The organism is Pantoea sp. GbtcB22, assembly GCF_019091025.1.
GTDB lineage: Bacteria > Pseudomonadota > Gammaproteobacteria > Enterobacterales > Enterobacteriaceae > Pantoea > Pantoea leporis.
In genome coordinates this window covers 187,751-213,954 of record NZ_JAGXKB010000002.1, presented here as the reverse complement: position 1 = coordinate 213,954, position 26,204 = coordinate 187,751, and the positions used below count along the sequence as shown (strand labels likewise).

At 55.6% G+C, this 26,204-nt stretch carries 25 protein-coding genes; 11 read left to right on the top strand and 14 right to left on the bottom strand.

Going from position 1 to position 26,204, the window contains the following annotated elements; genetic code table 11:
- Positions 1 to 280: 280 nt before the first annotated feature.
- Together KVT28_RS08890 and KVT28_RS08885 are read right to left on the bottom strand one after the other, a co-directional pair.
- Entirely contained in the window at positions 281 to 1,102 is an 822-nt protein-coding gene (locus KVT28_RS08890; RefSeq protein WP_217547815.1) for a Cof-type HAD-IIB family hydrolase, read from the bottom strand.
- A 121-nt stretch (positions 1,103 to 1,223) separates the two neighbouring features.
- Positions 1,224 to 1,862, bottom strand: a complete 639-nt coding sequence (locus KVT28_RS08885; protein ID WP_217547813.1) for a TetR family transcriptional regulator — start codon at positions 1,860 to 1,862, stop codon at positions 1,224 to 1,226.
- Positions 1,863 to 1,952: 90 nt separating this feature from the next.
- Between KVT28_RS08885 and KVT28_RS08880 the strand changes: the two genes are divergently transcribed.
- The gene (locus tag KVT28_RS08880) at positions 1,953 to 2,621 is read left to right on the top strand and encodes an O-methyltransferase (protein ID WP_217547810.1); all 669 of its coding nucleotides are present in this window, start codon (positions 1,953 to 1,955) and stop codon (positions 2,619 to 2,621) included.
- Positions 2,622 to 2,655: 34 nt separating this feature from the next.
- Here KVT28_RS08880 and zigA read toward each other — a convergent pair whose 3' ends face one another.
- From zigA to KVT28_RS08865, 3 genes are all read right to left on the bottom strand, one after another.
- Positions 2,656 to 3,876, bottom strand: a complete 1,221-nt coding sequence (gene zigA / locus KVT28_RS08875) for a zinc metallochaperone GTPase ZigA (RefSeq protein WP_217547808.1) — start codon at positions 3,874 to 3,876, stop codon at positions 2,656 to 2,658.
- A 165-nt stretch (positions 3,877 to 4,041) separates the two neighbouring features.
- Positions 4,042 to 5,148, bottom strand: coding sequence for an ABC transporter substrate-binding protein (locus KVT28_RS08870; RefSeq protein ID WP_137387118.1), 1,107 nt, complete (start codon positions 5,146 to 5,148; stop codon positions 4,042 to 4,044).
- A 116-nt stretch (positions 5,149 to 5,264) separates the two neighbouring features.
- Positions 5,265 to 6,017, bottom strand: a complete 753-nt coding sequence (locus tag KVT28_RS08865; RefSeq protein WP_217547806.1) for an IclR family transcriptional regulator — start codon at positions 6,015 to 6,017, stop codon at positions 5,265 to 5,267.
- 390 nt (positions 6,018 to 6,407) lie between these two features.
- Between KVT28_RS08865 and KVT28_RS08860 the strand changes: the two genes are divergently transcribed.
- The 6 genes from KVT28_RS08860 (at position 6,408) to KVT28_RS08835 (ending at position 11,224) form a co-directional block, all read left to right on the top strand.
- Complete coding sequence (locus KVT28_RS08860) at positions 6,408 to 6,800, top strand: RidA family protein (protein ID WP_217547803.1); 393 nt, start codon at positions 6,408 to 6,410, stop codon at positions 6,798 to 6,800.
- 142 nt (positions 6,801 to 6,942) lie between these two features.
- The gene (locus tag KVT28_RS08855) at positions 6,943 to 7,779 is read left to right on the top strand and encodes a transporter substrate-binding domain-containing protein (RefSeq protein ID WP_137387120.1); all 837 of its coding nucleotides are present in this window, start codon (positions 6,943 to 6,945) and stop codon (positions 7,777 to 7,779) included.
- Positions 7,780 to 7,828: 49 nt separating this feature from the next.
- Positions 7,829 to 8,566 carry an amino acid ABC transporter permease gene (locus KVT28_RS08850; RefSeq protein ID WP_217547802.1) on the top strand — a complete coding sequence of 246 codons (738 nt, stop codon included), beginning with the start codon at positions 7,829 to 7,831 and terminating at the stop codon, positions 8,564 to 8,566.
- Positions 8,563 to 9,207 (top strand): amino acid ABC transporter permease, encoded by a 645-nt coding sequence (locus KVT28_RS08845; protein WP_154156654.1) that lies wholly within the window; start codon positions 8,563 to 8,565, stop codon positions 9,205 to 9,207. The genes KVT28_RS08850 and KVT28_RS08845 overlap by 4 nt, the downstream gene beginning before the upstream one ends.
- Positions 9,204 to 9,941 (top strand): amino acid ABC transporter ATP-binding protein, encoded by a 738-nt coding sequence (locus tag KVT28_RS08840; RefSeq protein ID WP_217547800.1) that lies wholly within the window; start codon positions 9,204 to 9,206, stop codon positions 9,939 to 9,941. The genes KVT28_RS08845 and KVT28_RS08840 overlap by 4 nt, the downstream gene beginning before the upstream one ends.
- Before the next feature lie 11 nt (positions 9,942 to 9,952).
- Positions 9,953 to 11,224 (top strand): alanine racemase, encoded by a 1,272-nt coding sequence (locus KVT28_RS08835; protein WP_217547798.1) that lies wholly within the window; start codon positions 9,953 to 9,955, stop codon positions 11,222 to 11,224.
- 98 nt (positions 11,225 to 11,322) lie between these two features.
- Here KVT28_RS08835 and KVT28_RS08830 read toward each other — a convergent pair whose 3' ends face one another.
- Entirely contained in the window at positions 11,323 to 12,345 is a 1,023-nt protein-coding gene (locus tag KVT28_RS08830; RefSeq protein WP_137387124.1) for an LLM class flavin-dependent oxidoreductase, read from the bottom strand.
- Between the two features lie 204 nt (positions 12,346 to 12,549).
- Here KVT28_RS08830 and KVT28_RS08825 point away from each other — a divergent pair, with 204 nt between their 5' ends.
- Entirely contained in the window at positions 12,550 to 13,617 is a 1,068-nt protein-coding gene (locus KVT28_RS08825; protein WP_217547796.1) for a fatty acid desaturase, read from the top strand.
- Complete coding sequence (locus tag KVT28_RS08820) at positions 13,505 to 14,299, top strand: phosphate/phosphite/phosphonate ABC transporter substrate-binding protein (protein ID WP_110867077.1); 795 nt, start codon at positions 13,505 to 13,507, stop codon at positions 14,297 to 14,299. Before KVT28_RS08825 ends, KVT28_RS08820 begins: the two co-directional genes overlap by 113 nt.
- Before the next feature lie 112 nt (positions 14,300 to 14,411).
- Here the strand turns inward: KVT28_RS08820 and KVT28_RS08815 are convergent, their stop codons facing one another.
- The 8 genes from KVT28_RS08815 to KVT28_RS08780 all read right to left on the bottom strand — a co-directional run bounded on the left by KVT28_RS08815 (position 14,412) and on the right by KVT28_RS08780 (position 24,253).
- Positions 14,412 to 15,752 (bottom strand): LLM class flavin-dependent oxidoreductase, encoded by a 1,341-nt coding sequence (locus KVT28_RS08815; RefSeq protein WP_217547794.1) that lies wholly within the window; start codon positions 15,750 to 15,752, stop codon positions 14,412 to 14,414.
- Positions 15,753 to 15,762: 10 nt separating this feature from the next.
- Entirely contained in the window at positions 15,763 to 17,370 is a 1,608-nt protein-coding gene (locus KVT28_RS08810; RefSeq protein ID WP_192414647.1) for an ABC transporter ATP-binding protein, read from the bottom strand.
- Entirely contained in the window at positions 17,367 to 18,200 is an 834-nt protein-coding gene (locus KVT28_RS08805; RefSeq protein ID WP_154157335.1) for an ABC transporter permease, read from the bottom strand. The genes KVT28_RS08810 and KVT28_RS08805 overlap by 4 nt, the downstream gene beginning before the upstream one ends.
- Positions 18,197 to 19,189, bottom strand: a complete 993-nt coding sequence (locus KVT28_RS08800; RefSeq protein ID WP_217547791.1) for an ABC transporter permease — start codon at positions 19,187 to 19,189, stop codon at positions 18,197 to 18,199. The genes KVT28_RS08805 and KVT28_RS08800 overlap by 4 nt, the downstream gene beginning before the upstream one ends.
- Before the next feature lie 12 nt (positions 19,190 to 19,201).
- The gene (locus tag KVT28_RS08795; protein WP_217547789.1) at positions 19,202 to 20,815 is read right to left on the bottom strand and encodes an ABC transporter substrate-binding protein; all 1,614 of its coding nucleotides are present in this window, start codon (positions 20,813 to 20,815) and stop codon (positions 19,202 to 19,204) included.
- Between the two features lie 36 nt (positions 20,816 to 20,851).
- Entirely contained in the window at positions 20,852 to 21,376 is a 525-nt protein-coding gene (locus KVT28_RS08790; protein ID WP_101761768.1) for a GNAT family N-acetyltransferase, read from the bottom strand.
- A gap of 231 nt (positions 21,377 to 21,607) precedes the next feature.
- Positions 21,608 to 23,221, bottom strand: a complete 1,614-nt coding sequence (locus KVT28_RS08785) for an ABC transporter substrate-binding protein (RefSeq protein WP_217547786.1) — start codon at positions 23,219 to 23,221, stop codon at positions 21,608 to 21,610.
- A gap of 159 nt (positions 23,222 to 23,380) precedes the next feature.
- The gene (locus KVT28_RS08780) at positions 23,381 to 24,253 is read right to left on the bottom strand and encodes a hypothetical protein (protein WP_192414654.1); all 873 of its coding nucleotides are present in this window, start codon (positions 24,251 to 24,253) and stop codon (positions 23,381 to 23,383) included.
- Positions 24,254 to 24,743: 490 nt separating this feature from the next.
- Between KVT28_RS08780 and KVT28_RS08775 the strand changes: the two genes are divergently transcribed.
- Both KVT28_RS08775 and KVT28_RS08770 read left to right on the top strand, forming a co-directional pair.
- Entirely contained in the window at positions 24,744 to 25,541 is a 798-nt protein-coding gene (locus KVT28_RS08775; protein ID WP_217547784.1) for a fimbrial protein, read from the top strand.
- 100 nt (positions 25,542 to 25,641) lie between these two features.
- Positions 25,642 to 26,145 (top strand): CS1 type fimbrial major subunit, encoded by a 504-nt coding sequence (locus KVT28_RS08770; RefSeq protein ID WP_192235365.1) that lies wholly within the window; start codon positions 25,642 to 25,644, stop codon positions 26,143 to 26,145.
- Positions 26,146 to 26,204 lie beyond the last annotated feature (59 nt).

Here is a 26,204-nt window from a genome sequence, read left to right as displayed (position 1 = left end):
GCGAGATGTGTTGAAGGTAAAAAAGCCCTCAAACCATTGCATTATAATGCTTTTATTTTATCAGTAAATTTCGGATTCAATTCCAATAATACTTTATTGTCTTATATATAAAGGAAAGATTAGAGCGACAACATTGGTCACTTTTGACAAATCAGGCGGGTTTATGCGTTATAACCCTTTCTCAATGAGGTATATGACGGGTACTAGTAAGTGAGATGAATTAACAACTAGCATTCTGCTTGAGCGTCATTGCCTGCAATGACGCTCCGCATCAATAACATCAGCCAAACGGCACTTCGCGCGCCAAAATGCGGGCGATCACGTTAAGCGCGCCTTCGTCATTGTTGCTTTCGGTTCTGTAACGCGACACGGCGCTGACTGGCGCGGCGGCGTTCGCCATTGAGAAGCTGTAGCACGCCTGACGCAACATTTCGATGTCATTGGCGCTGTCGCCTATCGCCACCACTTCACAATCATCAATGCCCCATTTTTCCTGCAGCAGCGCGATGCCATGCGCTTTGTGGCAGCCGGGAATGATCAAATCCACAAACCCAAAACCGCTGGAAACCGGATGCATGATGTTTTCAATCGCGCCCAACTCAGCGTGCAGACGTTCCATCAAGGCATCAACGCCTTCGTGCGCCAGATTCAGCGAGAACTTAAAGATGGTGTCGTCGATATCGTAGAGATTGTCGCACTTTTCCAGACGATGATAGTGATTCGCCAACATGGCAATCACTTCGTCGGACATTGAGGTGTGCACGTACGCGCCGTTGCGGCCACAGACCACGGTGCTGATGTCCGGCTCTTTGGCGAGGATGTCGAGAATTTGATGCACGCGCTCCTGCGCCAGTTCGCCGCAGAAGATCTCTTCATTACTGTCAGAAACCCAGGCGCCGTTTTCCGCAACAAAAGCGATCTCGTCTTTGATATCAGGAAAGTAGCGCAGCAACTGATAATACTGATTGCCGCTGGCGACCACGAAACGAATGCCCTTCTCTTTCAGCAACGCATACTGACGCGCAAAGCGCTGCGCGTTGTATTGTTTGTTGTCATCGAGAAAAGTGCCATCCATATCCACCGCAATCATCTTCACTGCCATTTTGCTCTCCCGTTTGCTCATTCGGCTCAATAAAGTTTTGTTAAGCTTACTCGCGGTGTGGATTATTGAGAATGTGAATAATGAGTTTGTTAACCGCTTTCAGAGATTTCCAGTCCATCTTTTACTGTAAATCGGCGCCTTTTTCCCTGATCCAGGCACAAAACATCGCCGCCATCTCTTGCGCGTAAGCCTGAATCTCAGCTGGCGTGCGCGGCGATTCGGAAAAATGTTTCCCAACATTGCCCAGCGTACTGTTCAATAAATCTGCGGCGCGCGATCGTTCACTTTCCTCTGAGTGCGGTAATACTTCACGCAGAAAATCACTGATGACGTTTTGACCCGCCGCGCGCGCTTCCTGCACTTCCGGCGCATCACGATACAAAGGTGCGGCGTCATTCAGCGCGGTGCGCATCGCCGCCTCTTCACATTCCGAATGCAAAAACGCCAGTGTGAGATCGTGCAGTCGTTGACGCGGCGTGTTGGCGGTATTGCGCAGAATCGCACCTAACAAATCGCTAGTGCGTAGCCATTCTTCGCTTTGCAACCTGAAAAGAATAGCTGCCTTATTGGGGAAATATTGATACAGCGATCCAATACTGACGCCCGCGCGTTCCGCCACCCGCGCCGTGGTGAAACGCGCGGCGCCTTCCAGCGCCAAAACCTGAGTAGCCGCCTGCAAAATGGCGGAAACCAGCTCGGTGGAACGCGCCTGCCTGGGTCTTTTTCTCTCTGAAATCTTAATGTTACGTGGCTCAGTCACTATCATCTCCTGAACACGAATAGTGAAATGCGAATGATTCATCGTATTCTGTTGGCACAGCAAAATCCATTTGTCTGCACGGAGAACAACATGAATACCTTAACCTCTGCGCCACTGGCGCCGCTGCTGAATTACCTGTTTGAGCTGGCCGATAATATGGCGCATCCAACCAATAATGCCTTCAGAACCATGACTGACGCCGAGCAACATCGCCTGCTACACAGCAAAACCGATTACCTGGAACTTTATGGACATCTAAAAGAGGTGCCGTTAGCGGTATCACGTGAAACCGGCAAGTTGCTGTATATGCTGGCGCGCAGCAGCAATGCCAAAACCATCGTTGAATTCGGCACCTCATTCGGCATTTCCACGCTGCATCTGGCGGCGGCGCTGCGCGATAACGGCGGCGGTAACATCATCACCTGCGAGTTTGAGCCGGGGAAAGTGGCGTTAGCCCGTAACCACTTCGCCGATGCCGGCGTCAGCGATTTGATTGAGGTGCGCGTGGGCGATGCGTTGCAGACATTGAGCCGCGATCTCCCCGCCTCCATCGATATGCTGGTGCTGGACGGCGCAAAAGCGATTTACCCGGAGATTGTAACGTTGGTGCAGCCGTTTTTGCGTCCCGGCGCGCTGATTGTTGCCGACGATGCCGACTTCAGCCCGGAGTATCTGGAGCTGATGCACAGTAATCGTGGTTTTATGTCGCTGCCGTTTAACGATGGGGTTGAGGTGTCGATGTGGGTTGGGAATGTGTAATTATGAAGGTCGCCAGGAATGGCGACCTGACTAATCAGTTAAACCATGGCTGGAACGGGTCGGGGAATTCCACCCAGTTATCGGGTCCGAGCGCCATTTCCTCATCGGTTAACAGTGCCTCTTCCAGTTTGCTTCGCAGCGCGTTTTCATCCATTTCTATGCCGATAAACACCAGTTCCTGTCGCGCGTCGCCGCTGCCGTCAACCCAGTTCTCTAAGATGTAGCCAAGGTTTTCCGCATCTTCCGGCCAGCGATCTTTTGGCACGCTGGCCCACCACATGCCGGCTAAACCCTGACGCGATACGCCGCCTGCCTGCGACCATGAACCGGCATGACGCGGACGGCTGGCAAGCCAGAAGTAGCCTTTGGAACGCACCACTCCGTGCATCTCATTTTCAATCAAGTGAGCAAAGCGCATCGGATGGAACGGACGACGCGCGCGGAACACGAAGTTACGAATGCCGTACTCTTCGGTCTCGGGCGTGTGTTCTCCACGCAACTCCTGCAGCCAGCCCGGCGCCTGCGCGGCGGCATCAAAATCAAACAAACCGGTGTTGAGCACCTGATCCAATCCCACTTTGCCGAATTCAGAGGTGATAATGTTGGCGCGCGGGTTGAGTGACGTCAGGATTGCCATCAGCCGCGCTTTTTCCGTCTCGTTAATCAGGTCAGTTTTGTTAAGAATCAGTACATCACAGAACTCGATTTGATCGACCAGCAAATCCACCACCGTGCGCTCATCCTCAGCACCCAATGATTCTCCGCGCGACTGAATGCTCTCATTCGATTCATAGTCACGCAGGAAGTTAAAGCCATCGACCACCGTCACCATGGTGTCGAGCGAGGCAACTTCAGACAGACTCTGCCCCTCTTCATCGGCGAAGGTGAAGGTCTCCGCCACCGGCAACGGTTCAGAAATGCCGGTCGATTCGATCACCAAATTATCGAAGCGGCCATCTTTCGCCAGACGATTGACCTCCAGCAGCAAATCTTCACGCAATGTGCAGCAGATGCAGCCGTTACTCATTTCCACCAGCTTTTCGTCGGTGCGCGACAGCTCTGCCCCGCCCTCGCGCACCAGCGCGGCATCGATATTCACTTCCGACATATCATTGACGATCACCGCCACACGACGCCCTTCGCGGTTATTGAGAATGTGATTGAGCAGCGTGGTTTTACCTGCGCCAAGAAAGCCGGAAAGCACGGTGACGGGAAGTTTTTTGAAACCATCCTGATTTTGGGTTAATGCTGACATAGCAACTCCTCTGAGTGACAAGGTTCACAAGACGTATAGGCATACGCGCAATGGTGTTTTTAGTTATGTTATAACATAACAATTAACGTTGTCATTGAGGAATGTTGATGGAGCGGATTGGTCGCCATGAATGGCGACCTTACGGCGAACGGGGAAAACCTGCGATTACTGGTTGTCGGGATAACTCAAATCGATGGCGTTATCCGGCAACGTGGTGAAATTTTTAACGATGGTGCGGAAATCCGCGTTCGGTTTGAGATCGGCAAACTGTTGCGGATAGAGATCTTTCGCCAGAATTTCCATGCCGATGATGTTGTACGGATGATTATAGAAGTGGTGGTACACGCCATATACGCGGCCCTGTTTCACCGGCTCGATCTGCGCCAGGCCGGTGCGCTTCAGCAGCGTCTGGAAGGTGGCTTTCACCTCTTCCGGCTGCACGCCATAACCAAACGGCAACACATTAGCGTTTGGACGTTTCGATCCGGTCATGATGTAGACATCCGGTTTCATGGCGATGATTTTTTCCAGCGCCACAAATCCGGCATTGCCCGGCAGCAGTTCAGAGCCGATATTTTTGCCGCCCACCGCTTCCACCAATCCGCCCCAGCCATTGTGGCTGTGCGTAAAGCAGCAGTTGTCGCTATTCCCGGCTATCGGCTCGATAAACACCGTTGGCTTCTCTTTTACTTGCGCCACGCCTTGGGTGATGCGCGCGAATTTCTGCTGATAGAAATCGGTATAAGCCCTGGCCTGGCTTTCGCGGTTCAGCACTTTACCGAGCAGCGTCACGCTCGGCGCGGTGTTCTGCGCGGGATGCAGTTCATAATCCAGGAACACCACCGGAATATGCAGATTCTGCAAGGTGCCGAGCACGCCCGATTGCTGTAACGCCGGTTTGGCGCGCAGTTGCGCAATCATCAAATCAGGTTTCTGCGCCAGCACGCTTTCGAGATTGACCTGGCCCTGATCGTTAAAACCCATATCGACGATTTTCGTCGCTTCCGGCCAGCGCCCTTTCAGTACATCCCAGGTTTGCGTGTCCTGCTTTTTCGGCAGATTGTTCCACGCCACCACGCGCTTAAACGGATCGTCGCGATCCAGCAGCGCCAGCGTCAGAATGTCGCGCCCATCCTGCAATATGATGTGCTGCGGCTCTTTGTTGATGGTTTGCGTGTTGCCGTCCATGTCGGTGACGGTCAGCGGATACGTGGAGGCAGCCGCCGCCGTTGAAGCCAGTAATCCCATTGCCAAAAGCAGGCGCGTTTTCATGCCAAAACTCCGTGGTAAAAAGAATAGTTATTATTATCAATTACCTTAACACAACCTTAAGTGGCGAGAATAAACGCCACTTCAATCAGTTGTAACAGAGTTTTATGCGGATGCTGTTAGGTGAAATCAGAGAGTTTTTGTCCGGAAGTGATCAGTTCCTGCAGCAGCATCTGGCGACGCTCCTGCGGCGTATCGCGGCTGACCATAAAACAGATTGCCGCCACCGCCTGACTGCTGCGCGAACGGATCGGCGCCGCCATGCAGCAGGTAAAGCTTTCCGACAAGCCTTCGGTCATGCAGTAACCGAGTTTTCCAGCGTGATGAATTTCATCAAGAAACGCCTGCTTATCGAGGATCTGGCCGCTGGCGAGGCGATAATCCTCCTCCGGGATCAAATCCAGAATCGCGCTGTCCGACCAGTTACTCAGCAGCAAACGCCCGGTCGCGGTCCAGGTAATCGGCACACGCACGCCGATATCCGAAGTGATTTTGAACGGATGCGCATTGCTCTCAGAGAGCACCACGGTGTATTTGTTGCCCTCCAGCATGCAGAGCTGCACGGTTTCACCGTGGCGCGCCACAATCTCCACCATCAGCTGATGCGCCCGACGGATCAGATCGTTATGCGCCATATAATCCGCACCGTAATAGTGCATCTCACGGCCAAAGAACACTGCGCCTTCGGCATCCAGCTCCACCAAACCAGCTTCACTTAGCAGGCTGACTAATTCATAGATGCTGGAACGAGGTGCGCCGGTGGCGTCGATCAACGCGCGCATCGACATCGGCTGACGTGCGCTGTGCAACTGCCGAAAGATATCAATAACCCGGTCAACTCCGCGCGCCCGCGAGGGTTTTTCGTCCGGCATAAACTCACTCCTTGATGGCATGGGTACAACAGCTAAAGGCAATGAAAGAAGGGCATGATACACCGCGCATCGGCTTTTACCCATCCCGGATTAAATAAATATTAATTACCTGCCATTAATTAGCACGATCAATTTTGGTGCCTCATTATGGCGCAATACGCTCACTCAACATTTATAAAACTACGATAACGATCACACTCCAATATAAACACAGACAAAAGTTAATTTTATTTTGCGATCCGACGACATCACAAAAAATTAAATCGCTGTGCACATATTGCAAAAAAAAATTTCCTGTGCAAATCTTGCCCTATCCAGTATTGCAGATAGCAGTCTGGTATATCAGACAACACAGTAAGCAGATTTTCGCTGCAACAGGAGCAGAAAGGGATGACGATTAAACGTTATGGCGTAGAAGGCGGAACCGGTACCGGCGGGCAGAAACTGCCGTTTGCCCGCGCGGTTGAAGCCGATGGCTGGCTCTACATCTCCGGCCAAACGCCGATGCGCGACGGCGAAGTGGTGGAAGGTGGCATCATCGAACAGACGCAGCTGGCGTTCGAAAACTGTCTCGCCATCATGCGCGAAGCCGGTTATCGCGTCGAGGATGTGGTGCATGTCACGGCGGTATTAACCGATGCGCGTTATTTCAGTTCATTTAATAAAGTATTCAGTGAGATATTTAGCGGAAATCCCCCGGCGCGTATTTGTAGCGTGCAGGATTTAGTCGTCGACTGCAAAGTCGAAGTCGATATGAAATGCTTCCGCGCCGATCGTAAATAAATATTACGGTTAAAACAGGCTGGCGAATGTTTACTTTCTCCGCCCACACCAGGACAGCCTGTTATTAATTGATGCCTTTCTATTTTGCTGTGAAATAACGGTATTACACCGTCTCGTCAAAATTTCTAAAGAGAGCATAACAATGAAGACAACATCGCTAAAAGTGAGCCTCAACGCGCTAGCCGGCGCGCTGGTATTACTGACGCTGGCGGGCTGTACGCCAACCGAAGAGAAAAAAGCAGCGGGCGCCGCGCCGCAATCAGCGCTGCAGACCGTGTTGCAACGTGGCACGCTGCGCGTCGGTGACTGCCTGAGTTTCGCCCCGTTCGGTTTTTACGATAAAGACGGTAACCCGGACGGCTACGATGTTGATCTCGCCAAAGCGCTGGCCAAAGAGATGGGCGTGAAACTGGAAATGGTCAACACCACCAGCGCCAACCGCATTCCTAATCTGCAAACCAATAAAGTGGATGTGGTGTTCTGCAACTTCACCCGCAATCTGGAACGCGCCAAAGAGATCGGCTTCACCAACCCGTATGTGGTGGCGAGTGAAGCGATGCTGGTGCGCAAGAACAGCGGCATCCAGTCCGCACACGATATGGGCGGCAAAACCATCGCCACGGTGAAAGGCTCGACCAACGGTGACGAAGTGCGCAACCTGGGCATTGACGTGAAGATTCAGGAGTACGACTCATCGCAGGCTGCCATCCTCGCGGTGAAACAGGGCCAGGCTGATGCGATGATCGAGGATAACAACTTCCTCGCCTATCAGGCCAAGCTCGACCCAACGTTAACCGTGACCAATGAAGCGCTGGTGCCGCTGGAATACAACGCCTTTGGCGTGAAGCAGGGCGATCAGGTCTGGACCAACTATCTCAACGAATTCCTGTTTGAAATTAACGCCTCCGGTGAAAACGCCCAGCTGTATCAGAAATGGTTCGGCAACAAACCGCGTTATCCGCTGAATCCGCAATATTGATCCCACGCGGCGCGGCAACTGCTGCTGCGCCGCCCGAAGGAGCAGAACCATGAGTTATCAATGGCTAACCCTGTGGCACTACGCCGACACTTTTCTTGCCGCCGCGTGGCTCACCTTGCAAGTGACATTGCTGGCGTTTGCGCTGGCGGTGGCGCTCGGTTTGCTCTCGGCGCTGGCGAAAGCGTCGCCGCTGGCCCCGCTGCGCTGGATCAGTCACTGCTACGTTGAGTTCATCCGCAACACGCCGGTGCTGCTGCAGATCTTCATCATCTTTTTTGGTCTGCCGTCGCTCGGCATCACCATGAGCGCCTTTACCGCTGGCGTGCTGGCGCTGGGGATTAACGTCGGTGCCTACCTGTCCGAAACCTTCCGCGCAGGCATTCAATCGGTGCCGAAAGGCCAGCTAGAAGCCGCATGGGTGCTGGGCATTCCCCGTCGTCAGGTGTTTCTCACCGTGGTGCTGCCGCAGGCGGCGCGCGCGGTGTGGCCCGCCATTATCAACAACCTGATTCAGCTGCTGCTCGGCACCTCTTTGCTGTCAGCGATTGCGCTGCCTGAACTGACCGGCACCGCCACAGTGATTAATGCGCGCACGCTGCTGTATATCCAGACATTTAGCGTCGTTGCCCTGGTCTATCTGGTGCTGAGCAACCTGTTCTCCTGGCTGGGAACGATGGCAGGACGGCGCATGTTCCACCCGCCGCTGGTGACCCCGGTAAAAAAGTCCGCCTGGTGGTGGGCAAGAAAATGGCTGACTAATCCAGTGAAACGGGAGAACGCGCTATGAACGAGTTAATCATTAGTTCGTTACCGATTCTGCTAAAAGGGCTCGGTATCACGCTGCTGCTGTCGGTGGCCGCGATCATTGGCAGCACGCTGCTGGGCTTGCTGGCGGCGGTGTTGCGCACCAGCCGCTTGCCCGTTCTGAAGCAGATTGCGGTGATCTACACCGAGCTGTTTCGCGGCACGCCGGTGCTGATCACGCTGATGTTCATCTACTTCGGCGTCGCCTATTTCGGCTATGACATCAACCTGTTTGCCGCCGGTATTCTTGGCCTGAGCATCTATCAGGGCGCGTATATCGCGGAAGTATTCCGCGCCGGCATCGAAGCGGTGCCAAAAGGCCAGTGGGAAGTGTCATGGATTTTGGGCCTGTCGAAGCGTCAGACCTTTATGAGCGTGATCCTGCCGCAAACGCGCGGCATCGTGCTGCCGCCGCTGGCGGGCCAGTATCTTTCCCTGATCAAAGACACCTCGATCGTCAGCATGATCGGCATGTCCGAACTGATGCATCAGGGCCAGGCGATTGTCGATCGCATCGGTCAGCCGGTGGTGGTTTACGGTCTGGTCGCCCTGCTCTACTTCGCCGTCTGCTTCCCGCTTTCCCGTTGGGTTCAACATCATCAAACCAGGAGCCAAATCTCATGAGCAAATCCGCGATTACCTTAAGCCGGATAACCAAATCATTTGGCGCAACCCAGGTGCTGAAAGAGATCAGCCTGGATGTTTCACCGGGCGAAGTGCTGGTGCTGATTGGCGCATCCGGCTCTGGCAAAAGTACCGTGCTGCGCATCATGAGCGGGCTGGAAGTGGCCGACGGCGGTGAAGTGTGGGTCAACGACGTTCCGCTGCACCAACGCAAGCGCGCCAGCGAAATCTGCGGTCACGTTGGCATGGTGTTCCAGCAGTTCAACCTGTTCCCGCACAAAACCGCGCTCGGCAACGTCACGCTGGCGCTGATCAAAGCGCAAAGGCTGTCGGAAGCCGAAGCCAATAAACGCGGCATGGCGGCGCTGACGCGCGTCGGACTGGCCGAGCGCGCGCATCACTATCCGGCGCAGCTTTCCGGTGGTCAGCAGCAGCGCGTGGCGATTGCCCGTGCGCTGGCGGTAGAACCGAAAATCATGTTCTTCGATGAAGCTACCTCGGCGCTGGACCCAGAACTGGTAGGCGAAGTCATGGAAGTGATGCGCAGCCTGGCGCGTGAAGGCATGACGATGGTGGTGGTGACACACGAAATGGGCTTCGCGCGTAAAACCGCTGACCGCGTGGTGTTTATGGATCAGGGCGTGATTGCCGAGCAAGGTTCGCCCGAGCAGATTTTCGTCAATCCACAGAACCCGCGCACGCAGCAGTTTTTATCGCGCGTACTTGAGCACTAACAGGAGGATCTATGTCGATTCGCTTTCCGCTGCAGGCGGATGGATTACTGGATGCGCAGCAAACCGCGCCACGTTTTAAATCGGTTGCCGGAGCCGGCGAGTCGCCGCTGGCTCTCGGCACGGCGGTGCTGAGCAGCGATCAGGTGTTTTCGCCGCTGATGATCATGAAACAGTCGGCGCTGGAGAACAATCTGCGCCAGCTAGCAGACTTCTGCCGCGAAAACGGCGTGATGCTGGCCGCGCACGGGAAAACCTCGATGTCGCCTGCCGTTTTGCGCCGCGCGATTAGCGAAGGCGGCGCGTGGGGTTTGGGTGCCGCCACGCCCGCGCAGGTGCGCGCGCTGCGTCAGTTCGGTATCCGCAATGTGTTTCTCGCCAACGAGCTGGTCGATCCGGCGGGTATTCGCTGGATTGCGCAATGGCAGCAGCAGCATCCCGATCATGGCTTCCTGTGCTACGTCGATTCGCTGCAAGGCGTGAAGCTACTGGCGCGGAACCTCGGCGACAGCCAGATTTCGGTGCTGCTGGAGATGTCTGTCAGCGGCGGCCGCACCGGTTGTCGTTCTCAGCAAGATGCGATGGCGATTGCCGAAGCGATCGCCGCCTGCCCGGCGCTCAAGCTGGTGGGCGTGGCCGGTTATGAAGGCGCGCTCGGTGCAGGCCGCGATGAAAGCGGCATTCAGCGTGTGAAAGATTACTGCCAGATGATGATCGCTACCGCTGAATTGCTGGCGGAAAAGCAGCTGTTTGCCAGCGATCACATCATCCTTAGCGCCGGTGGCGGCGCTTGGTTTGATGTGGTGACCGCGTGCTTCACCGCGGCGAAACTGCCGCTGCCGATGACGCCGCTGATCCGGTCCGGCGCCTATATGGCGCACGACAGCGGACTCTATGCACGTATCGCGCCCTTTGCTCAGCCGGGCGCAACGCATCATTTTGCTGCCGCGCTGGAGATTTGGGGCCGCGTGTTGTCGCGTCCGGAGCCGGGCCTGGCATTCGTCGATTTTGGCCGCCGCGATGTCCCGTTCGATCAGGATCTGCCCAATCCGCTGTGGATCCGCAACGCCGATGGCAGCGCGCCACGCGCGGCGACGCATTTGCGTATCAGTGATGTGAACGATCAGCATGCTTATCTGTTATTGCCGGAGGATGAGCCGCTGCAGGTAGGCGATTGGGTCGGCTGCGGTATTTCGCATCCTTGTACCGCCTTTGATAAATGGCGCTATCTGCCGCTGGTGGATGATGATTATTGCGTCACAGATTCACTGGAAACAGCGTTTTGATGGGTAATTAGTCGGTGTTCGTAGCGGGGCAATTTATTGCGCGATAAATCGCGCCGCTACGGAATGGTGCATCTGTTGTAGCAACGCAATTTATTACATCAACGCCAACCCAACTCCGGTGCAACGTGGGTCAAAATGCTCTCAATCACGTGCGCACAGTAATCCACGCCTAACTGATTCGGGATAGTCAGCAACAGCGTATCCGCTTCGGCAATCCCTTCGTCCTGCGCCAGCTGTTTGATCAACTGATCCGGCTCGGCGGCATAACTGCGACCAAAGATGGCGCGGGTTTTCTCGTCGAGGAAACCCACCGAATCCCGATCCTGTCCACTGCGACCAAAGTAGGCGCGGTCGGTGTCGTTGGTCAGCGCAAAAATGCTGCGGCTCACCGAAACACGCGGCGTACGCTGATGGCCCGCCGCTTCCCACGCCTGACGATAGGCACGAATCTGCTTCGCCTGCTGCACGTGGAACGGTTCGCCGGTTTCATCATCTTTCAGTGTAGAGCTTTGCAAGTTCATGCCCTGCTGCGCCGCCCAGATAGATGTCGCGTTGGAGCCAGAACCCCACCAGATACGCTCACGCAAACCGGCCGAGAACGGCTCAAGACGCAGCAAGCCCGGTGGATTGGGGAACATCGGCTGCGGATTGGGTTTAGCAAAACCTTCACCGCGCAGCACTTCCAACAGTTCCTCGGTATGGCGACGGCCCATATCGGCATCGCTCTCACCGTTTTGCGGATCAAAGCCAAAGTAGCGATAGCCTTCGATAACCTGCTCCGGCGAGCCACGGCTCAGGCCGAGCTGCAGACGACCGTTAGAAATCAGATCCGCCGCACCGGCATCTTCCGCCATATACAGCGGGTTTTCGTAGCGCATGTCGATCACGCCGGTACCAATTTCAATCTTTTTGGTGCGCGCACCGACCGCCGCCAGCAGCGGAAACGGTGAGCTCAACTGACGCGCAAAGTGGTGCACGCGGAAGTAAGCGCCATCGGCACCCAACTCTTCGGCGGCGACTGCTAAATCAATCGATTGCAGCAGTACGTCCTGCGCCGAACGGGTGGCGGATTGTGATGATGGGGTCCAGTGACCAAAAGATAAGAAGCCAATCTTTTTCATGCTGAAATTCTCCTCGTGAGCCGCGCCGGCTCGAACGTTTCCAATGCAGCAAGGTTACGCCACAGACGGGGTGACTGATAGCCAATAGATTTCGCGCGCTTCATCAACTTTTTTGCATAACTAAGAAAAAGAGATTCTTTGTGTTCATCACGGTGATCAATCATCGTCAAAAGCCTAATTACTGTTTACAGGTTCGGCTTCACCATGAGTAAAGGGACATCCGCCTATCTCAGTGCGCAACAGCGTGACGTGGTGCATCAACTGGCGCGCAGCTGGTTGTGGCGTAGCGAATTGCCAACGTGGCTATTGATGGTGGCGGTGTACGGCGGTTGGTTCGCCAGCGTTGTCTATTGGCGAACGTTGGGGTTAACGCTGAGCACGCTGCTGCTGGTCCTGTTTACCACCTGGTATATGTCGCTGCAGCACGAGTTGATTCACGGCCACCCGACGCGTTTTCCCCGTCTCAACCAGCTGTTCGGCACGCTGCCGCTGGCGGTGTGGTATCCGTATGGCTTATACCGCGACTCGCATCTGGCGCATCACCGCAACCACACGCTGACCGATCCCGATGAAGATCCAGAAACCTACTACCTTTCGCCTGAGCGCTGGGCTCAACTCAAGCCGTGGCAGCAGCAGGTGATTCATCTGCGCAACACCTTTCCCGGACGTTTGCTGATCGGCCCGCTGCTGGATATGGGCGCGACCCTCAAAACATTGGTGCATGCCTTTATCCAGCGCGATAAACCGGCGATGGCGATGTGGATTATTCATCTCACCTTACTGAGCGGGCTGTTTTACTGGATGACGCTGCTTGGCTTCTCGCCGCTGTGGTTGGAGCTGACGGTGAGTTATCCGGCGCTGATGCTGACCAAAGTGCGATCCTTCTACGAGCATCGTGCCGACGAGGAGCCGCTGGCGCGCTCGGTCAATAACGAAGCCGCGTTGCCATGGCGTTTGCTGTTCCTCAATCTCAACTATCATTCTGTACATCACGATCTACCCGGTTTGCCGTGGTACGGATTACGCAAAGTCTATTTGCTGTATCGCGATGGTTATCACCAGCGTAACCACGGTTTTCGCGTCGCCGGTTATGGCGAATGGATAACCCGCTTCTGGCGCAAATCGGTCGAGGTTAATGCCCATCCGGGTACGCAAAAGGATGCACAGGATGCCCACTCTTTCGTTACCGATGTACGACATCAACCATCAGGCGACTATCGGCCTGACCTCAGCGCTAACGACGCTGCTGCAACAACGCGGCGTGCCAGCTGAAGTTAGCTGGCCGCAGGATTTACTGCCGCACTGGCGCGATGACCAGCTGCTGCTGAGCCAAACCTGCGGTTATCCGCTGGTGGAACTGCTGCCGGATGTGCAGCTGGTCGGCACCTTTCACTCCAGCGCCCAGGGCTGCGACGGCCAGCGCTATCGCAGCTGGCTGGTAGTGCGCAGCGCAGATGAGAACCTGACGCTAAGCGACTTTCGCGGACGGCGCGCGGTGTGCAACAGCAACGATTCCCACTCCGGTTTCAACTCGCTGCGCTACGTGATTGCGCCGCTGGCGCAGGACGGGAAATTCTTCAGCGCAACCCGCTTCAGCGGCAGCCATCGTCAGTCGCTGGCGGCGTTGCGCGCGGACGAGGCGGATATCGCGGCGATTGATTGCATCACCTGGGCGCTGCTGCGCCGCAATTTCCCGCAGGAGCTGGCGGGGCTGGAGATCATCGGCGAAACACCGCTGTGCGCCGCGCTGCCGCTGATTACGTCAGCCAAAACCGATGCAGCAACCCTCGAGAAATTGCGCAGTGCGTTGAGCGAACTGACCAGCGAAAAGCGTTATCAGGATCTGTTAGCGGAGAGTTTGATTAGTGGATTCAGCGTGAGCGATCGGGCGTTTTATGACGAAGTGCGGGAGTGGAAAGATCGCGCCGCCGCGCTGGGCGTGACGGCGTTGTGATGTTCAACATTGCGCAATAAATTGCGCCGCTACGGAATGTGCGGTGATTGATTACCGTACACATAAAGCGCACATATTCGTAGCGGCGCGTTTCATCGCGTTCATTTGACCTTTAAGCCACTTCGACCCTGTGCCGCTGCGCCGCAAACTGATTCTCGGGTTCGGGCAAGCCGAGATTTTCACGCAGCGTCTCGCCTTCATACTCTTTGCGATAAATACCCCGCGCCTGCAACAGCGGAATGACCTGCGCCACAAAATCATCAAACGCCGTTGGCGTACCGCCACGCACGATAAAACCGTCGGTTGCGCCCTGCAGGAACCAGTTTGCCAGCCCTTCGGCAACCTGCTCCGCCGTACCCAGGAAACTCGGACGCGGTGTCGCTTCTTCCAGCGCCGCCTGGCGCAGCGTTAAGCCACGTTCGCGCGCGTTCTGTTTGATCTTGTCGGTGGTGCTGCGGAAGCTGTTGCTGCCCAGCTCGCCAATGTCCGGGAAAGCTTCATCCAGCGCGTACTGGCTGAAATCGTGATGCTCGAAGTAGCGACCAAGATACTCCAGCGCTTTATCGATGGTCACCAGCTCGGCGGTTTGCTGATAGCGGCGCTCGGCATCCTGTTCCGTTTCGCCAATAATCACGCTGATGCCCTGGAACACACGGATATCATCGGCATCACGCCCGCGTGCCGCCAGCCGGCGGCGCACGTCTTCACGAAACTCGCGCGCCTGCTCCAGCGTTTCCTGGCGCGTATAAATGGCATCGGCGGCTTCGGCGGCAAAGGCTTTGCCCGCTTCCGACGCGCCCGCCTGGAACACAATCGGACGGCCCTGCGGCGAGCGACCGACGTTGAGCGGTCCCTGCACCGAGAAGTAGTGTCCTTTATGATTTAGCGTATGCAGTTTGTCGGCGGCGAAGAATTCTCCGCTCTGTTTGTCGCGCACAAAGGCATCGCCTTCCCACGAATCCCACAGCCCTTTCACCACCTGCAAATACTCGCTGGCAACGCGGTAACGCTCGTCGTGTTCTGGATGGCTGCTACGCGAGAAGTTTTTCGCCGATCCTTCCAGCGGCGAAGTCACCACGTTCCAGCCGACGCGACCGCCGCTCAGATGATCGAGGCTGGCGAACTGGCGCGCCACGGTAAACGGCTCGCTGTAAGAGGTAGAAAGCGTAGCGACCAGCCCGATTTTCTGGGTCACCAGCGACAGCGCCGACAGCAAGGTGATCGGCTCAAAACGGTTGAGGAAGTGCGGAATCGACTGCGGCGTGATGTACAAGCCATCGGCGACAAACAGGAAATCGATCTTCGCCTGCTCAGCTTTACGCGCCAGATCCAGCACGTAATCGATGTTAATGCTGGCATCCGCCACCGCATCGGGATGACGCCATGCCGACATGTTGCCGGATACGCCCTGAATAATCGCGCCCAGCCGCAGCTGGCATTGTGTCTGACTCATTCTGCTCTCCTTAGTATGCGTTCGCGGGCTGCCAGTCAGGAATGACCGGCAGCGCCTGTAACAGTTTTTGCGTCCACGGATGCTGCGGCGCGGCGAACACCTGCTGCAGCGCCCCGCTCTCCACCACTTGCCCGTTCTGCATCACCAGCACGCGATCCGCCAGATGCTGGATCACGCCGAGATCGTGAGAGATAAACAGCAGCGCGGTGCCGTGTTCAGCCTGCATATCGGCCAGCAGATCCAGCACCTGCGCCTGCACCGAAACATCGAGCGCGCTGACCGGTTCATCAGCCACCAGCAGCGCCGGATTCGGTGCAAAAGCGCGCGCAATCGCCACGCGCTGGCGCTGACCGCCGGAAAGCTGTTGCGGGTAGCGCTGCAGGAAGCGGTCGCCGAGCTGCACTTCATCGAGCAGTTGACGCACGCGCTGACGCCGCGCATCGCCGTAAATTCCGGCGCTATCGAGGCTTTCGCCGATAATTTTCTCTACCGTGTAGCGCGGGTCGAATGAGCTGAACGGATCCTGCGCGATCAGCTGCAAGCGCGCACGCCGGGCGCGGCGCGCTTTCTCCGGCAGACGATCCCAGCGCTCACCTTCCAGCAGCAGCGTGCCGCTGTCCGGTTCGGTTAAGCCCATCACCACTTTCACCAGCGAGGTTTTGCCGGAGCCGGATTCGCCGACCACGCCAAGCGTCTCTCCGGCGTGCAGCGTGAAGTTGATGTCGTTGAGCACCAGGCGATCGCCATAGGCTTTATGCAGGCCGATGCCTTCCAGCAACGGTGCGCTGCTGGGTGTCGGGCGCGGCGGCAGCGGCGTCGGCTCAGCCGCGCTCAGGCGTAGTCCGCGCGTGGCGGGCGTTGGCACCGCGCGCAGCAGGCGCTGCGTCCAGGCGTGTTGTGGACGATGGAGCAGCGGACCGCTGTTGCCCTGCTCCACCACTTCGCCATCGCGCATCACCAGCACGCGATCCGCCAGTTCCGCCACCACCGCCAAATCGTGGCTGATCAGCAGCAGGCCGTGGCCGTCGCGGCGGCGCTGCGCCAGCAGTTGCAGAATCTGGCGCTGCACCGTCATATCCAGCGCGGTGGTCGGTTCATCGGCGATCAATAAGGTTGGCGTACCGGCCAGCGCGGTAGCAATTAACGCACGCTGGCGCTGGCCGCCCGAGAGCTGATGCGGATAGCGTTCGAGGCGGCTTTCGGCATCGTGAATGCCCGCCGCCTTCAGCAGTGCGAGGCTTTTGTCCTGCAAATTGTTGCGATGACCGGCGGCGCTTAGGGCATCACTCAGCTGCTGACCAATGCGGCGCAGCGGATCGAGCGACACCAGCGCGTCCTGCAACACATAACCAATGCGGCGACCGCGTAGCGCGCGCCAGTCGCTGCGGCTGGCGTGGCGCATATCGCGGCCGTCGATGGTGAAACGGTCGGCGGTTAATACTGCGCCCTCCGGCAGCAGGCCAAGCAGGCTGCGCGCGGTCAGGGTTTTGCCGGAACCGGATTCCCCGACCAGCGCCACGGATTCGCCCGCCGCGACCTGCAGGTTGAGGTTTTTCACCACCTGCTGCGGCCCGAAACGAATCGAGAGATTCTGGATATCAATAAACGGCTGGCTCATGCGGATCGTCCTTCAAAACGTGCCTGCCAGTAACGACCCAGCGTATTCACCGCAATCACCGTCAGCGTGATAAACACGCCCGGCCACACGGCGATCCACCATGCGTTACGCAGATAATTGCGTCCTTCCGCCAGCATCAGGCCCCATTCGGCGGTCGGTGGCTGCGGCCCCATGCCGAGGAAACTCAGTCCGGCGGTACCGATAATCGCGGTGCCGAGCCCCAGCGTGGCCAGCGCCGGCACCTGCGCAATGGCGTGCGGCAAAATGTGGCGCGTGATCAGCGTGAAGCGTGACAGGCCAAAGGTACGCGCCTGCTCAACGTAGCCGGAGGTCATCACGCTGTAGGTTTGTGCCCGCACCACGCGGGCAAAACGCGGCACCGACGCAACGCCGAGCGCGATAATCAGGTTGTTGGTGCCGGGCCCGGTAAAGGCGATCAGCATCAGCGCCAGTAGCAGATCGGGAAAGGCGGAGATCACATCCACCGCACGGCTCAACAGCTCATCAACCACGCCACGCGCCAGCGCCGCCACCAATCCCAGCAAGGTGCCAAACACCACCGCCAGCGCCATCGCCGCCACGCTGATCAGCAGCGAATAGCGGCTGCCGTAGATCACGCGCGTCAGCAGATCGCGCCCCAGCTGATCGGTGCCCAGCCAGTGCTGCGCCGACGGCGGCAGCTGCGCGTTAACCGGATCGGCCAGCAGCGGATCGCTGTGCGCCAGCCACTGCGGCGCGATCACCGCGATAGCCAATACAATCAGAAACAGAATCGCTGCCCACACCGCGGCGGGCAGCGCAACCGGAAGACGTTGCAGCACGGCAATCATGATTTGCTCTCCCCGCGCAGACGCGGATCAATCCACAGCGACAGGATGTCAACCAAGGTGCTCATCACCACATAGATCAGCGCCGAGAGAATGGCTACCGCCAGCACCACCGGCAGATCCTGCGCTAGCACCGCATCGACGGTCAGTTTGCCAAGGCCGGGACGACCAAATACCTGTTCAGTAATCACCGCGCCGCTCAGCAATCCGCCTACCAGCCAGCCGGTTAACGTGACGGCAGGCAGCGCCGCATGACGCAGCGCGTGGCGCAGACGAATAGTGGTTTCCCCCATGCCCCATGCGCGCAGCGTCAGGGTGAATGGCGCATCCAGCGCGCGCTCCAGCTCGCGGCGCAGCAGCTGAGCGATCACCGCGCCCTGCGCCAGACCGAGCGCCAGCGCCGGTAGCACCAGCGACGACAGCGAGCGATCGCCCGCCACCGGGAACCAGCGCAGCGTAAAGCTGAAAATAAACAGCAGCACGATACCCATCCAGAAAGAGGGCGTGGAGGCCAGCAGCAGCTCGACACCGTTAGCCACGCGGCGACCAATGCGACGATGCGCGGTGCCGACGGCAATCACCACCGCAAAAACAATGCTGACCAGCAGCGCCGCCAGTGTCAGTTTGATGGTGGGCCACAGCTGCGTGGCCAGCAGATGGCTAACTTCAGTGTTGAGCATGTAAGAACGGCCAAAATCGCCGTGCAGCACGCGCCACATATAGTGCAGATATTGCCACCACAGCGGTTCGTTCAGGCCCCATTCGGCGCGGATCGCCGCCTCAATGGCTGGCGTACGCAACTGCTCACCGATCAGCAGGCTGACGATATCGCCCGGCGCCAGATGCACGCCGAGAAAGGCCAGCGAAACCGCCGCCCACAGCACCAGAACGCCGCCCAGCAGGCGGCTGACGATACGGCGCGTCAGGTCGCTGCGCCACACCGATGGCCGACGCGCGCGTGGCGTGCGGGTGACAATGCTTTCCAGACTCATCTTCGCCTCCTGTTAGTGGTCGCTGAGCCAGATGTCGTACGCGTTCTCCGGCATCTGTTTAAAACTGCGGAAACCGGCACCGTGCACGTAGCTGGCGGTGGCGATCTGGTCTTCTGGTTCATACAGCGGGATCGCCAGCGCCTGCTGTCGCAGCGCGTATTGCTGCAGCTGGCTGTAGAATTTACGGCGCTGATTAATATCCAGCGTCGCTGCCGCCTGATCGAGCCAGCCGTTGATTTGCGGGCTGTTGACGCGGCTGTAGTTAATCGGCCCGCCAGCTTTTACTGGGCGATAGTGGTTTTCGATATCGATGCCGTCGGTTTCGGTATTCGAGTTAGCAATTGAGCCGAAGTGGCCGGTGTTGCGCACGTCGGTGTAGGTGCCAGAATCGACATAGCGCAGTTTGATCTCCACGCCGAGACGCTGGCGCGCCTGCGCCTGAACCGCCTGCAGCAGCACATCGCGCTGATCGCGCACCGTTGCCTGCGCCTGAATCACTTCAATGCCCAGACGCTGGCCGTCTTTGGTGCGGAAACCGTCGCTGTCGCGCGTTTGCCAGCCCGCTTCATCCAGCAGCTGGTTGGCGGCAGCGGGATTGTTACCATACTGACCTTCGAGATCGTTGTTGTAGAGCGGATCGACCGGCGAAGTAATCCCCCACGCGCGGGTGCGTTCGCCGCGATACACCGACTTCAGCAGCGGATCGATATCCAGCCCTTGTAGTAATGCCTGACGCACGTTCACATCCTGCGTCGGGCCGTATTCCACATTAAGGAACAGTGAATACGGCGTGCCGGTGTTCAGCGCGTGCTGATAAGTGAAGTCGGGATTGTCTTTGAATTCACCGGCGTCATTGCCGGAAATCCCTTCAATCGCGTCCAGCTGCCCGGACAGCAGCGCGCCGGTACGCACCGAGGATTCCGGCAGGAAGCGATAGGTCACGCGTTCCAGATAGGCCGGGCCTTGATGCTTAGCGGTGGCGGGCGCCCAGTTGTAGTGCGGGTTGCGTACGAATGTCACCTGCTGGCCTTTTTCGTAGCTCTCGATAATAAACGGCCCGGTGCCCGCAATCTCTTTGCCACCCGCTTTCAGCTGCGGCGAGTTCCAGCTGGCCGGTGCCAGAATCTGCAATTTGGCGGCGAACGACAGGAACGGCGAATAGCCCTGCTTCAGCGTGATGGTGACGGTGTGATCGTCCGGCGTCGCCACGCTGGCAATTCTCGCGCCCAACGCGCAGATGCTGCTGCCGGCGCAATACTTTGCATCCTGCACATGGCGGAAATTCTCGGCCACCGCGTTGGCATCCAGCTTCTCGCCGTTGGAAAAGGTGACGTCGCGGCGCAGGCTAAAGCGATACGCTTTGCCGTCCGGACTGACCTCATAACTTTCTGCCAGCCAGGGTACGAAACTGCCGTCGGTTCGACGCGCCAGCAGCGATTCCCACACGTTACGCAGCGTCACTTCCGCTTTGGATTGCCCATTCAGCTGCGGGTTAAACGGCACGGGTTCAGTTTCGACGCCGAAGGTTAAGCTGCCGCCGCTGCGCGGTTGCTCAGCGGCAAAAAGAGATGCGCTTCCCAGCAGGCAGGTCACACCCAGCGCGAGAGTGATTGAATTCGCTTTCATAAGATCCTTGGTGGTTGCAGGTGCTTTTTTAGTTATTCAGGCGATTTTGGCGATGGGTTGATCGGCTGGCGGGTTGAATTCCTTTTTCAGAAACACCAGCGCTTCGCCTAATGGATTGGTACGGTGATGGAACGGTTGATAACCGCGACGCAGATAGAGCTCGCTCAGCCATGGATGCTTGATGGCGGTGGCGAGATAGACGCCCGGCGCTTTCAGCGTTTCTTTCAGCAGGGTTTCTTCGGCGTAGGTAATGATGTCGCGGCCGTAGCCCTGTCCTTTGTAATCAGGGTCGACGGCGAACCAGTGGATAAACGGCAGCGACGAAGGCGCATGTTCATCCTGCTGCCACGGAAAACGCACCGTGACGGTCGCCACCGCGCGTTTCCATTTGCGTAGCACCAGCACGGTTTCCTGCTCGATGACGCGGCGCACCTGCTCGACGTTGCCCTGTGAAATGGTGAAATGCACATCCAGCGCCACCAGCGCAGCATAGGCGCGTTGCAATAGCGCAAATATTTCTTCCGCATCGTCGGGCTTGGCAACTTCAATTAGCTGACTCATGGTGACCATTTCCTTATTCAATCCTGCCGAAAGTATTAAAATCCGGCGGATTAAAGTAAACCGAGAATAACGGCAATCGATTTGTTGAATATGGCAATGCAATAATTTAGCGGCAGATGAAACTATTTAATTAATGCACATATCGTAGCGGCACAATTAATTACGCTGTTTTGACTTTTAAAAATCAACTGAGCACGATAAATCGCGCCGCTACGAATATATGCGGTTTTTTTAGTGCTTGCTCACCCACACATCGTAAACGCTTTCTGGCATCTGCTTATAGCTGCGGAAACCGTAGCCGTGCACGTAGCTGGCGGTGGCTAACTGATCTTCCGGTTCGTAGAGCGGCACTGCCAATGCCAGTTGCGTTAATGCGACCTGCTGCAGTTGGCTGTAGAAATCGCGGCGTTTCTTAAGATCCAGCGTGCTGGCGGCTTTATCCAGCAAGCCATTGATCTTCTCATCGTTGACGCGGCTATAGTTAATTGCGCCGCCCTGAGCGATCGGACGATAGTGGTTTTCGATATCCACGCCATCGGTTGGCGTGTTGGAGTTAGCGATGGTGCCGAACTTACCGCTTTTACGCACATCGGCATAAGTACCAGAATCAACGTAGTTCAGCTTGAGATCCACGCCAAGACGCTGACGCGCCTGCGCCTGAATCGCCTGCAGCAGCACATCGCGCTGGTCGCGCACCGTTGCCTGTGCCTGAATCAGCTCAATGCGCAGACGCTGGCCATCTTTGGTGCGGAAGCCTTCACCATCACGGGTTTTCCAGCCCGCTTCATCCAGCAGCTTGTTGGCCGCATCCGGATTGTTGCCGTATTTGCCCTCTAGCTCTTTGTTGTAAAGCGGATCGATGGGTGACGTGATGCCCCACGCGCGGGTGCGTTCGCCGCGATACACCGACTTCAGCAGCGGATCGATATCCAACCCTTTTAGTAATGCCTGACGCACTTTCACATCCTTCGTCGGGCCATATTCCACGTTGAGGAACAGAGAATATGGCGTACCGGTGTTCAACGCATGCTGATAGGTAAAGTCGGGATTGTCTTTGAACTCACCGGCATCGTTACCGGAAATGCCTTCAATGGCATCAACCTGACCAGATAGCAGCGCGCCGGTGCGCACCGAAGATTCCGGCAGGAAGCGATAGGTCACGCGATCGAGATACGCCGGTCCCTGATGCTGCGCGGTGGCTGGCGCCCAGTTGTATTTTGGATTTTTAACGTAGGTCACCTGCTGGCCTTTCTCATAGCTTTCGAGAATAAACGGCCCGGTGCCCGCCAGATCTTTGCCGCCCGATTTCAGCTGTGGAGATTTCCAGCTGGCCGGCGCCAGAATCTGCAAGCCCGCAGCGAAGGACAGAAACGGTGAGTAGACCTCTTTCAGGGTGATCACCACCGTGTGATCGTCCGGCGTTTCAATCTTCTCAATATGCGAACCCATCAGGCACAAACTGGTGCCGGCGCAGTATTGCGCGACCTGAGTTTGACGGAAGTTATCTGCCACCGCGTTGGCATCAAACTTCTCGCCGTTAGAGAAGGTGACGTCCTGACGCAGATTAAAGCGGATCACTTTGCCATCCTGGCTGGCTTCATAACTCTGCGCCAGCCACGGCACAAAGCTGCCGTCCGGGCGGCGCGCCAGCAGCGATTCCCAGAAGTTACGCAGCGTGATTTCCGCTTTGTCCTGACCGTTAAGCTGCGGGTTGAAAGTGGTCGGCTCGGTTTCAACACCGACCGTCAGGCTGCCGCCGCTTACCGGTTGGTCGGCGGCCACGGCGTTAATCGTGCTTCCCAGGAGGCTAAAACCTAATGCCAAAGCTATTGAAGTTAATTTCATAGTGTCCTTGGTAATTGCAGGTAAATATTATGTAAGGCCTTAATCTGGCCTGTATTAATTCCCGCTGAATTATTAAAACCCGGACAAATAAATGTAAAACGACAATAGTGGCAATCGATTTGTTGGATTTGGCAATTCACTAATCAGCGAAAAAACAGATTATCGTGACAGGCTCGCCGGTAGTGGAGGCACACCCGATAAACCGCGTAATCCGTACTCGACCATGGCCATATAGACCGCAAAATAATCCAGCGCCATGTGCATAAAGGAGAGATGCAAAATGAGCGTATTACTGGTTTTATTCAGCGTCAGCAACCCGGCTGCTTCAGCGTCCTGCAGGCAGCGTTTAATGTGCGAACGCGAAACCCCACATTTCACTGACGCTTTCAGGTAGTTGTACTCAATAACAGTGGTTTTTTGTTGCAGACTCTCGATGTACAGATCCATCAACAGCATGTGCCCGGCATCCCTGAAAATGAAGGCTTTACTCTCTGGCACCATATCGAACAAGTAAACATGCTTGAGCGTGATTTCAGCGTAATTTTTGAAGTATTCCGCATGAAAGTTTTCCATTTTCAGGCAAGCCGAAACATCGAAATCGTCGTACAACATACCGTAAGGAATCATCATGGTATTAATTAAAGCCCGCGTTTCATCCAGCGCTTTGCGGGTCACCGTGTAGGTTAACTTTCGTTTATCCTGCGCGTCCTTTTTAACTTCCATACGCCCACCTACCCGAATAAAGAGCAGAAAGGAATCAATAGTGTTGTCGCTAATCAGACCGGTTTTTTTACAAAAGTCTTTTACATCACGCAGCGTTGGGTTTGCTGAGGTGAAGGCGTACGCCATGATGGCCGAGCCAATAATAAAGCGATTGGCTTTGAAAATGACTTTAAAATAGAGCGGCTTAGTCAGATACAGTCTGAACAACAGTTTGTAATGCTTCTGCATAACTAATGAGATGTTGTCATTTGACTTAATCTCGGCTGCGCGTTGGTGAATTAATGCTGTGAGTTGCTGTTTGCTTTTCATATTGCTGTGTGGTGTGCCTGGTTATCAATTATAAAATTTTTCTAAAAATCACCCTCATGCTCCTGGATTTATTTAAATCCTGTTGAGAGGCGGTTGATGATGCTTTATGGAGGTATTATTTCTGAGGTTAATATTTTAAGATTAACATGGGTCTTTTTGCCCTTCTGGGCACGATCTTACCATCAATGGACTATTTTATGTAAAGCTTGATTTATTCTGAGCTAACATGCCCATTTCTAAGCCTGAAAATTGATCTTTGTTTTTACAATTATTTCATTAAGTTAGGTCGCGATATTTCCTCAAGCATTACCTTTGTAGCACGGCTTAAAAAAAATTAACCACAAAAATGGACAGTGACTTAACAAAGCCCCTATGAGAACTTTCTTAACGCACGGTTATTCCACTTGGTTAAGTGAGACTGGTTAATAGCCAAGCCTATTCATACAGGGAATATCCGACAGATTTTTGATGGAATTTATAAGGATTTATCATGGACGACTCACCGCATAAGACACTGCGTCACGGCCTTTCAATGGCTATTTTAAGCCATAACACTCTGGTGAAAAAACTCGCTTACCCACTGATTCTCATGGGTTTTATTTCCATGCCAGCGGCATGGGCGAATATGAGTGTCTATCCGATGGAAGTCACCCTAAATAATCAGGGTGCGGCACAGGTGCAGACATTATCGCAAAGCGGTGAAGCGCAGTTTATTCGCGTCAGCATCAAGCGAATTGAGCGCCCTGCAACACCGTTTGAAAAAGAAATATTGGTTGAAGATGCCGTTTCGCCATCGCTTATCGCCACTCCAGATAAATTCGCGCTGGCTTCCGGTTCACAACGCATTATTCGGCTGATTTCATTACAACCGCCAGAAAAAGAGACCGCCTGGCGCGTTTACTTCGAGGCCGTGGCTGCCCCGGATGAATTGAAAGATAAATCGCCGCAGAATAATAACATCAGCAACCAGGTCGGCATCAATTTAGTCTGGGGCGTGCTGGTACATATTCCGCCGCGTAAGGCCAGATTATCGCTCACGCAATCAGCATCAGGCGAAGTCAAAAACGCTGGCACGGTTCGCGTAGTGATTCGTGAGGTCGCGGTTTGCTCAAAACAACATAGCAGCAGCAGCTGTCAGTGGAAAAAAGAACACGCCACGGTTTATCCGGATGAGACATTGCGTTTTAAAGCCTGGAGTTCGGCAGAATTAGCCGCTGCTCAGGAAGTCAGAATAAAACATGTTGATCTCAATACGCGAAATATCGCCGAGTACGTTATCGGACACTGATCAACGTATTAAAGGAATAACAACCTGTTTGTTATAAAGCAGTTCATTACCCATGAGACGGTCATTTACGGCCAGTACAAGGATTTTCACGGAGCTACAAATGCAAAAATTAATCAAACCACTAGTCATCGCTGCTGCGTTAACGGCTGTATTTAATGCACAGGCGGTGCAGAAAGATATTACGGTGAATGCGAATGTTGATTCGACGGTGGATATGACGCAGGCGGACGGAACCGCATTACCCGGCACCATTAATATGCAATATATTCCGGGCCGTGGTTTATCTACCTATTCTCTGGACACCAAAATCTGGTCGAACTCGCAAACTGCCAATATCAACGTTGCGCTGGTGAGTGCCGCTCAGCTTAACAATACCGTTACCGGTACAGCGGTACCTTTGACCGTCACGCTGGGTGCGGATTTAAAACCGATCACCACCACGAACACGGCCCTGACTTACGCCTCGCTGTTCCCGGCGGGCACCGCAAACGGTTCGTCAGTATTGCCACTGAAAATCTCGCAGACCACGCCGGGCGTGCTGGCAACCGGCACCTATACCGGCGTAGTGAGCCTGTTAATTACACAGGCCACCACGCAGAGCTAATTTGTCGGCATTGACTGATCAATTATTTCGGGGGGCCGCTCGGCCCCCTTATTATTCTT

Coding starts and splice junctions, on each gene's coding strand:
- KVT28_RS08890 (WP_217547815.1), bottom strand. CDS start 1,102: ATGGCAGTGAAGATGATTGCGGTGGATATGGATGGCACTTTTCTCGAT.
- KVT28_RS08880 (WP_217547810.1), top strand. CDS start 1,953: ATGAATACCTTAACCTCTGCGCCACTGGCGCCGCTGCTGAATTACCTG.
- zigA (WP_217547808.1), bottom strand. CDS start 3,876: ATGTCAGCATTAACCCAAAATCAGGATGGTTTCAAAAAACTTCCCGTC.
- KVT28_RS08870 (WP_137387118.1), bottom strand. CDS start 5,148: ATGAAAACGCGCCTGCTTTTGGCAATGGGATTACTGGCTTCAACGGCG.
- KVT28_RS08865 (WP_217547806.1), bottom strand. CDS start 6,017: ATGCCGGACGAAAAACCCTCGCGGGCGCGCGGAGTTGACCGGGTTATT.
- KVT28_RS08860 (WP_217547803.1), top strand. CDS start 6,408: ATGACGATTAAACGTTATGGCGTAGAAGGCGGAACCGGTACCGGCGGG.
- KVT28_RS08855 (WP_137387120.1), top strand. CDS start 6,943: ATGAAGACAACATCGCTAAAAGTGAGCCTCAACGCGCTAGCCGGCGCG.
- KVT28_RS08850 (WP_217547802.1), top strand. CDS start 7,829: ATGAGTTATCAATGGCTAACCCTGTGGCACTACGCCGACACTTTTCTT.
- KVT28_RS08845 (WP_154156654.1), top strand. CDS start 8,563: ATGAACGAGTTAATCATTAGTTCGTTACCGATTCTGCTAAAAGGGCTC.
- KVT28_RS08840 (WP_217547800.1), top strand. CDS start 9,204: ATGAGCAAATCCGCGATTACCTTAAGCCGGATAACCAAATCATTTGGC.
- KVT28_RS08835 (WP_217547798.1), top strand. CDS start 9,953: ATGTCGATTCGCTTTCCGCTGCAGGCGGATGGATTACTGGATGCGCAG.
- KVT28_RS08830 (WP_137387124.1), bottom strand. CDS start 12,345: ATGAAAAAGATTGGCTTCTTATCTTTTGGTCACTGGACCCCATCATCA.
- KVT28_RS08825 (WP_217547796.1), top strand. CDS start 12,550: ATGAGTAAAGGGACATCCGCCTATCTCAGTGCGCAACAGCGTGACGTG.
- KVT28_RS08820 (WP_110867077.1), top strand. CDS start 13,505: ATGCACAGGATGCCCACTCTTTCGTTACCGATGTACGACATCAACCAT.
- KVT28_RS08815 (WP_217547794.1), bottom strand. CDS start 15,752: ATGAGTCAGACACAATGCCAGCTGCGGCTGGGCGCGATTATTCAGGGC.
- KVT28_RS08810 (WP_192414647.1), bottom strand. CDS start 17,370: ATGAGCCAGCCGTTTATTGATATCCAGAATCTCTCGATTCGTTTCGGG.
- KVT28_RS08805 (WP_154157335.1), bottom strand. CDS start 18,200: ATGATTGCCGTGCTGCAACGTCTTCCGGTTGCGCTGCCCGCCGCGGTG.
- KVT28_RS08800 (WP_217547791.1), bottom strand. CDS start 19,189: ATGAGTCTGGAAAGCATTGTCACCCGCACGCCACGCGCGCGTCGGCCA.
- KVT28_RS08795 (WP_217547789.1), bottom strand. CDS start 20,815: ATGAAAGCGAATTCAATCACTCTCGCGCTGGGTGTGACCTGCCTGCTG.
- KVT28_RS08790 (WP_101761768.1), bottom strand. CDS start 21,376: ATGAGTCAGCTAATTGAAGTTGCCAAGCCCGACGATGCGGAAGAAATA.
- KVT28_RS08785 (WP_217547786.1), bottom strand. CDS start 23,221: ATGAAATTAACTTCAATAGCTTTGGCATTAGGTTTTAGCCTCCTGGGA.
- KVT28_RS08780 (WP_192414654.1), bottom strand. CDS start 24,253: ATGAAAAGCAAACAGCAACTCACAGCATTAATTCACCAACGCGCAGCC.
- KVT28_RS08775 (WP_217547784.1), top strand. CDS start 24,744: ATGGACGACTCACCGCATAAGACACTGCGTCACGGCCTTTCAATGGCT.
- KVT28_RS08770 (WP_192235365.1), top strand. CDS start 25,642: ATGCAAAAATTAATCAAACCACTAGTCATCGCTGCTGCGTTAACGGCT.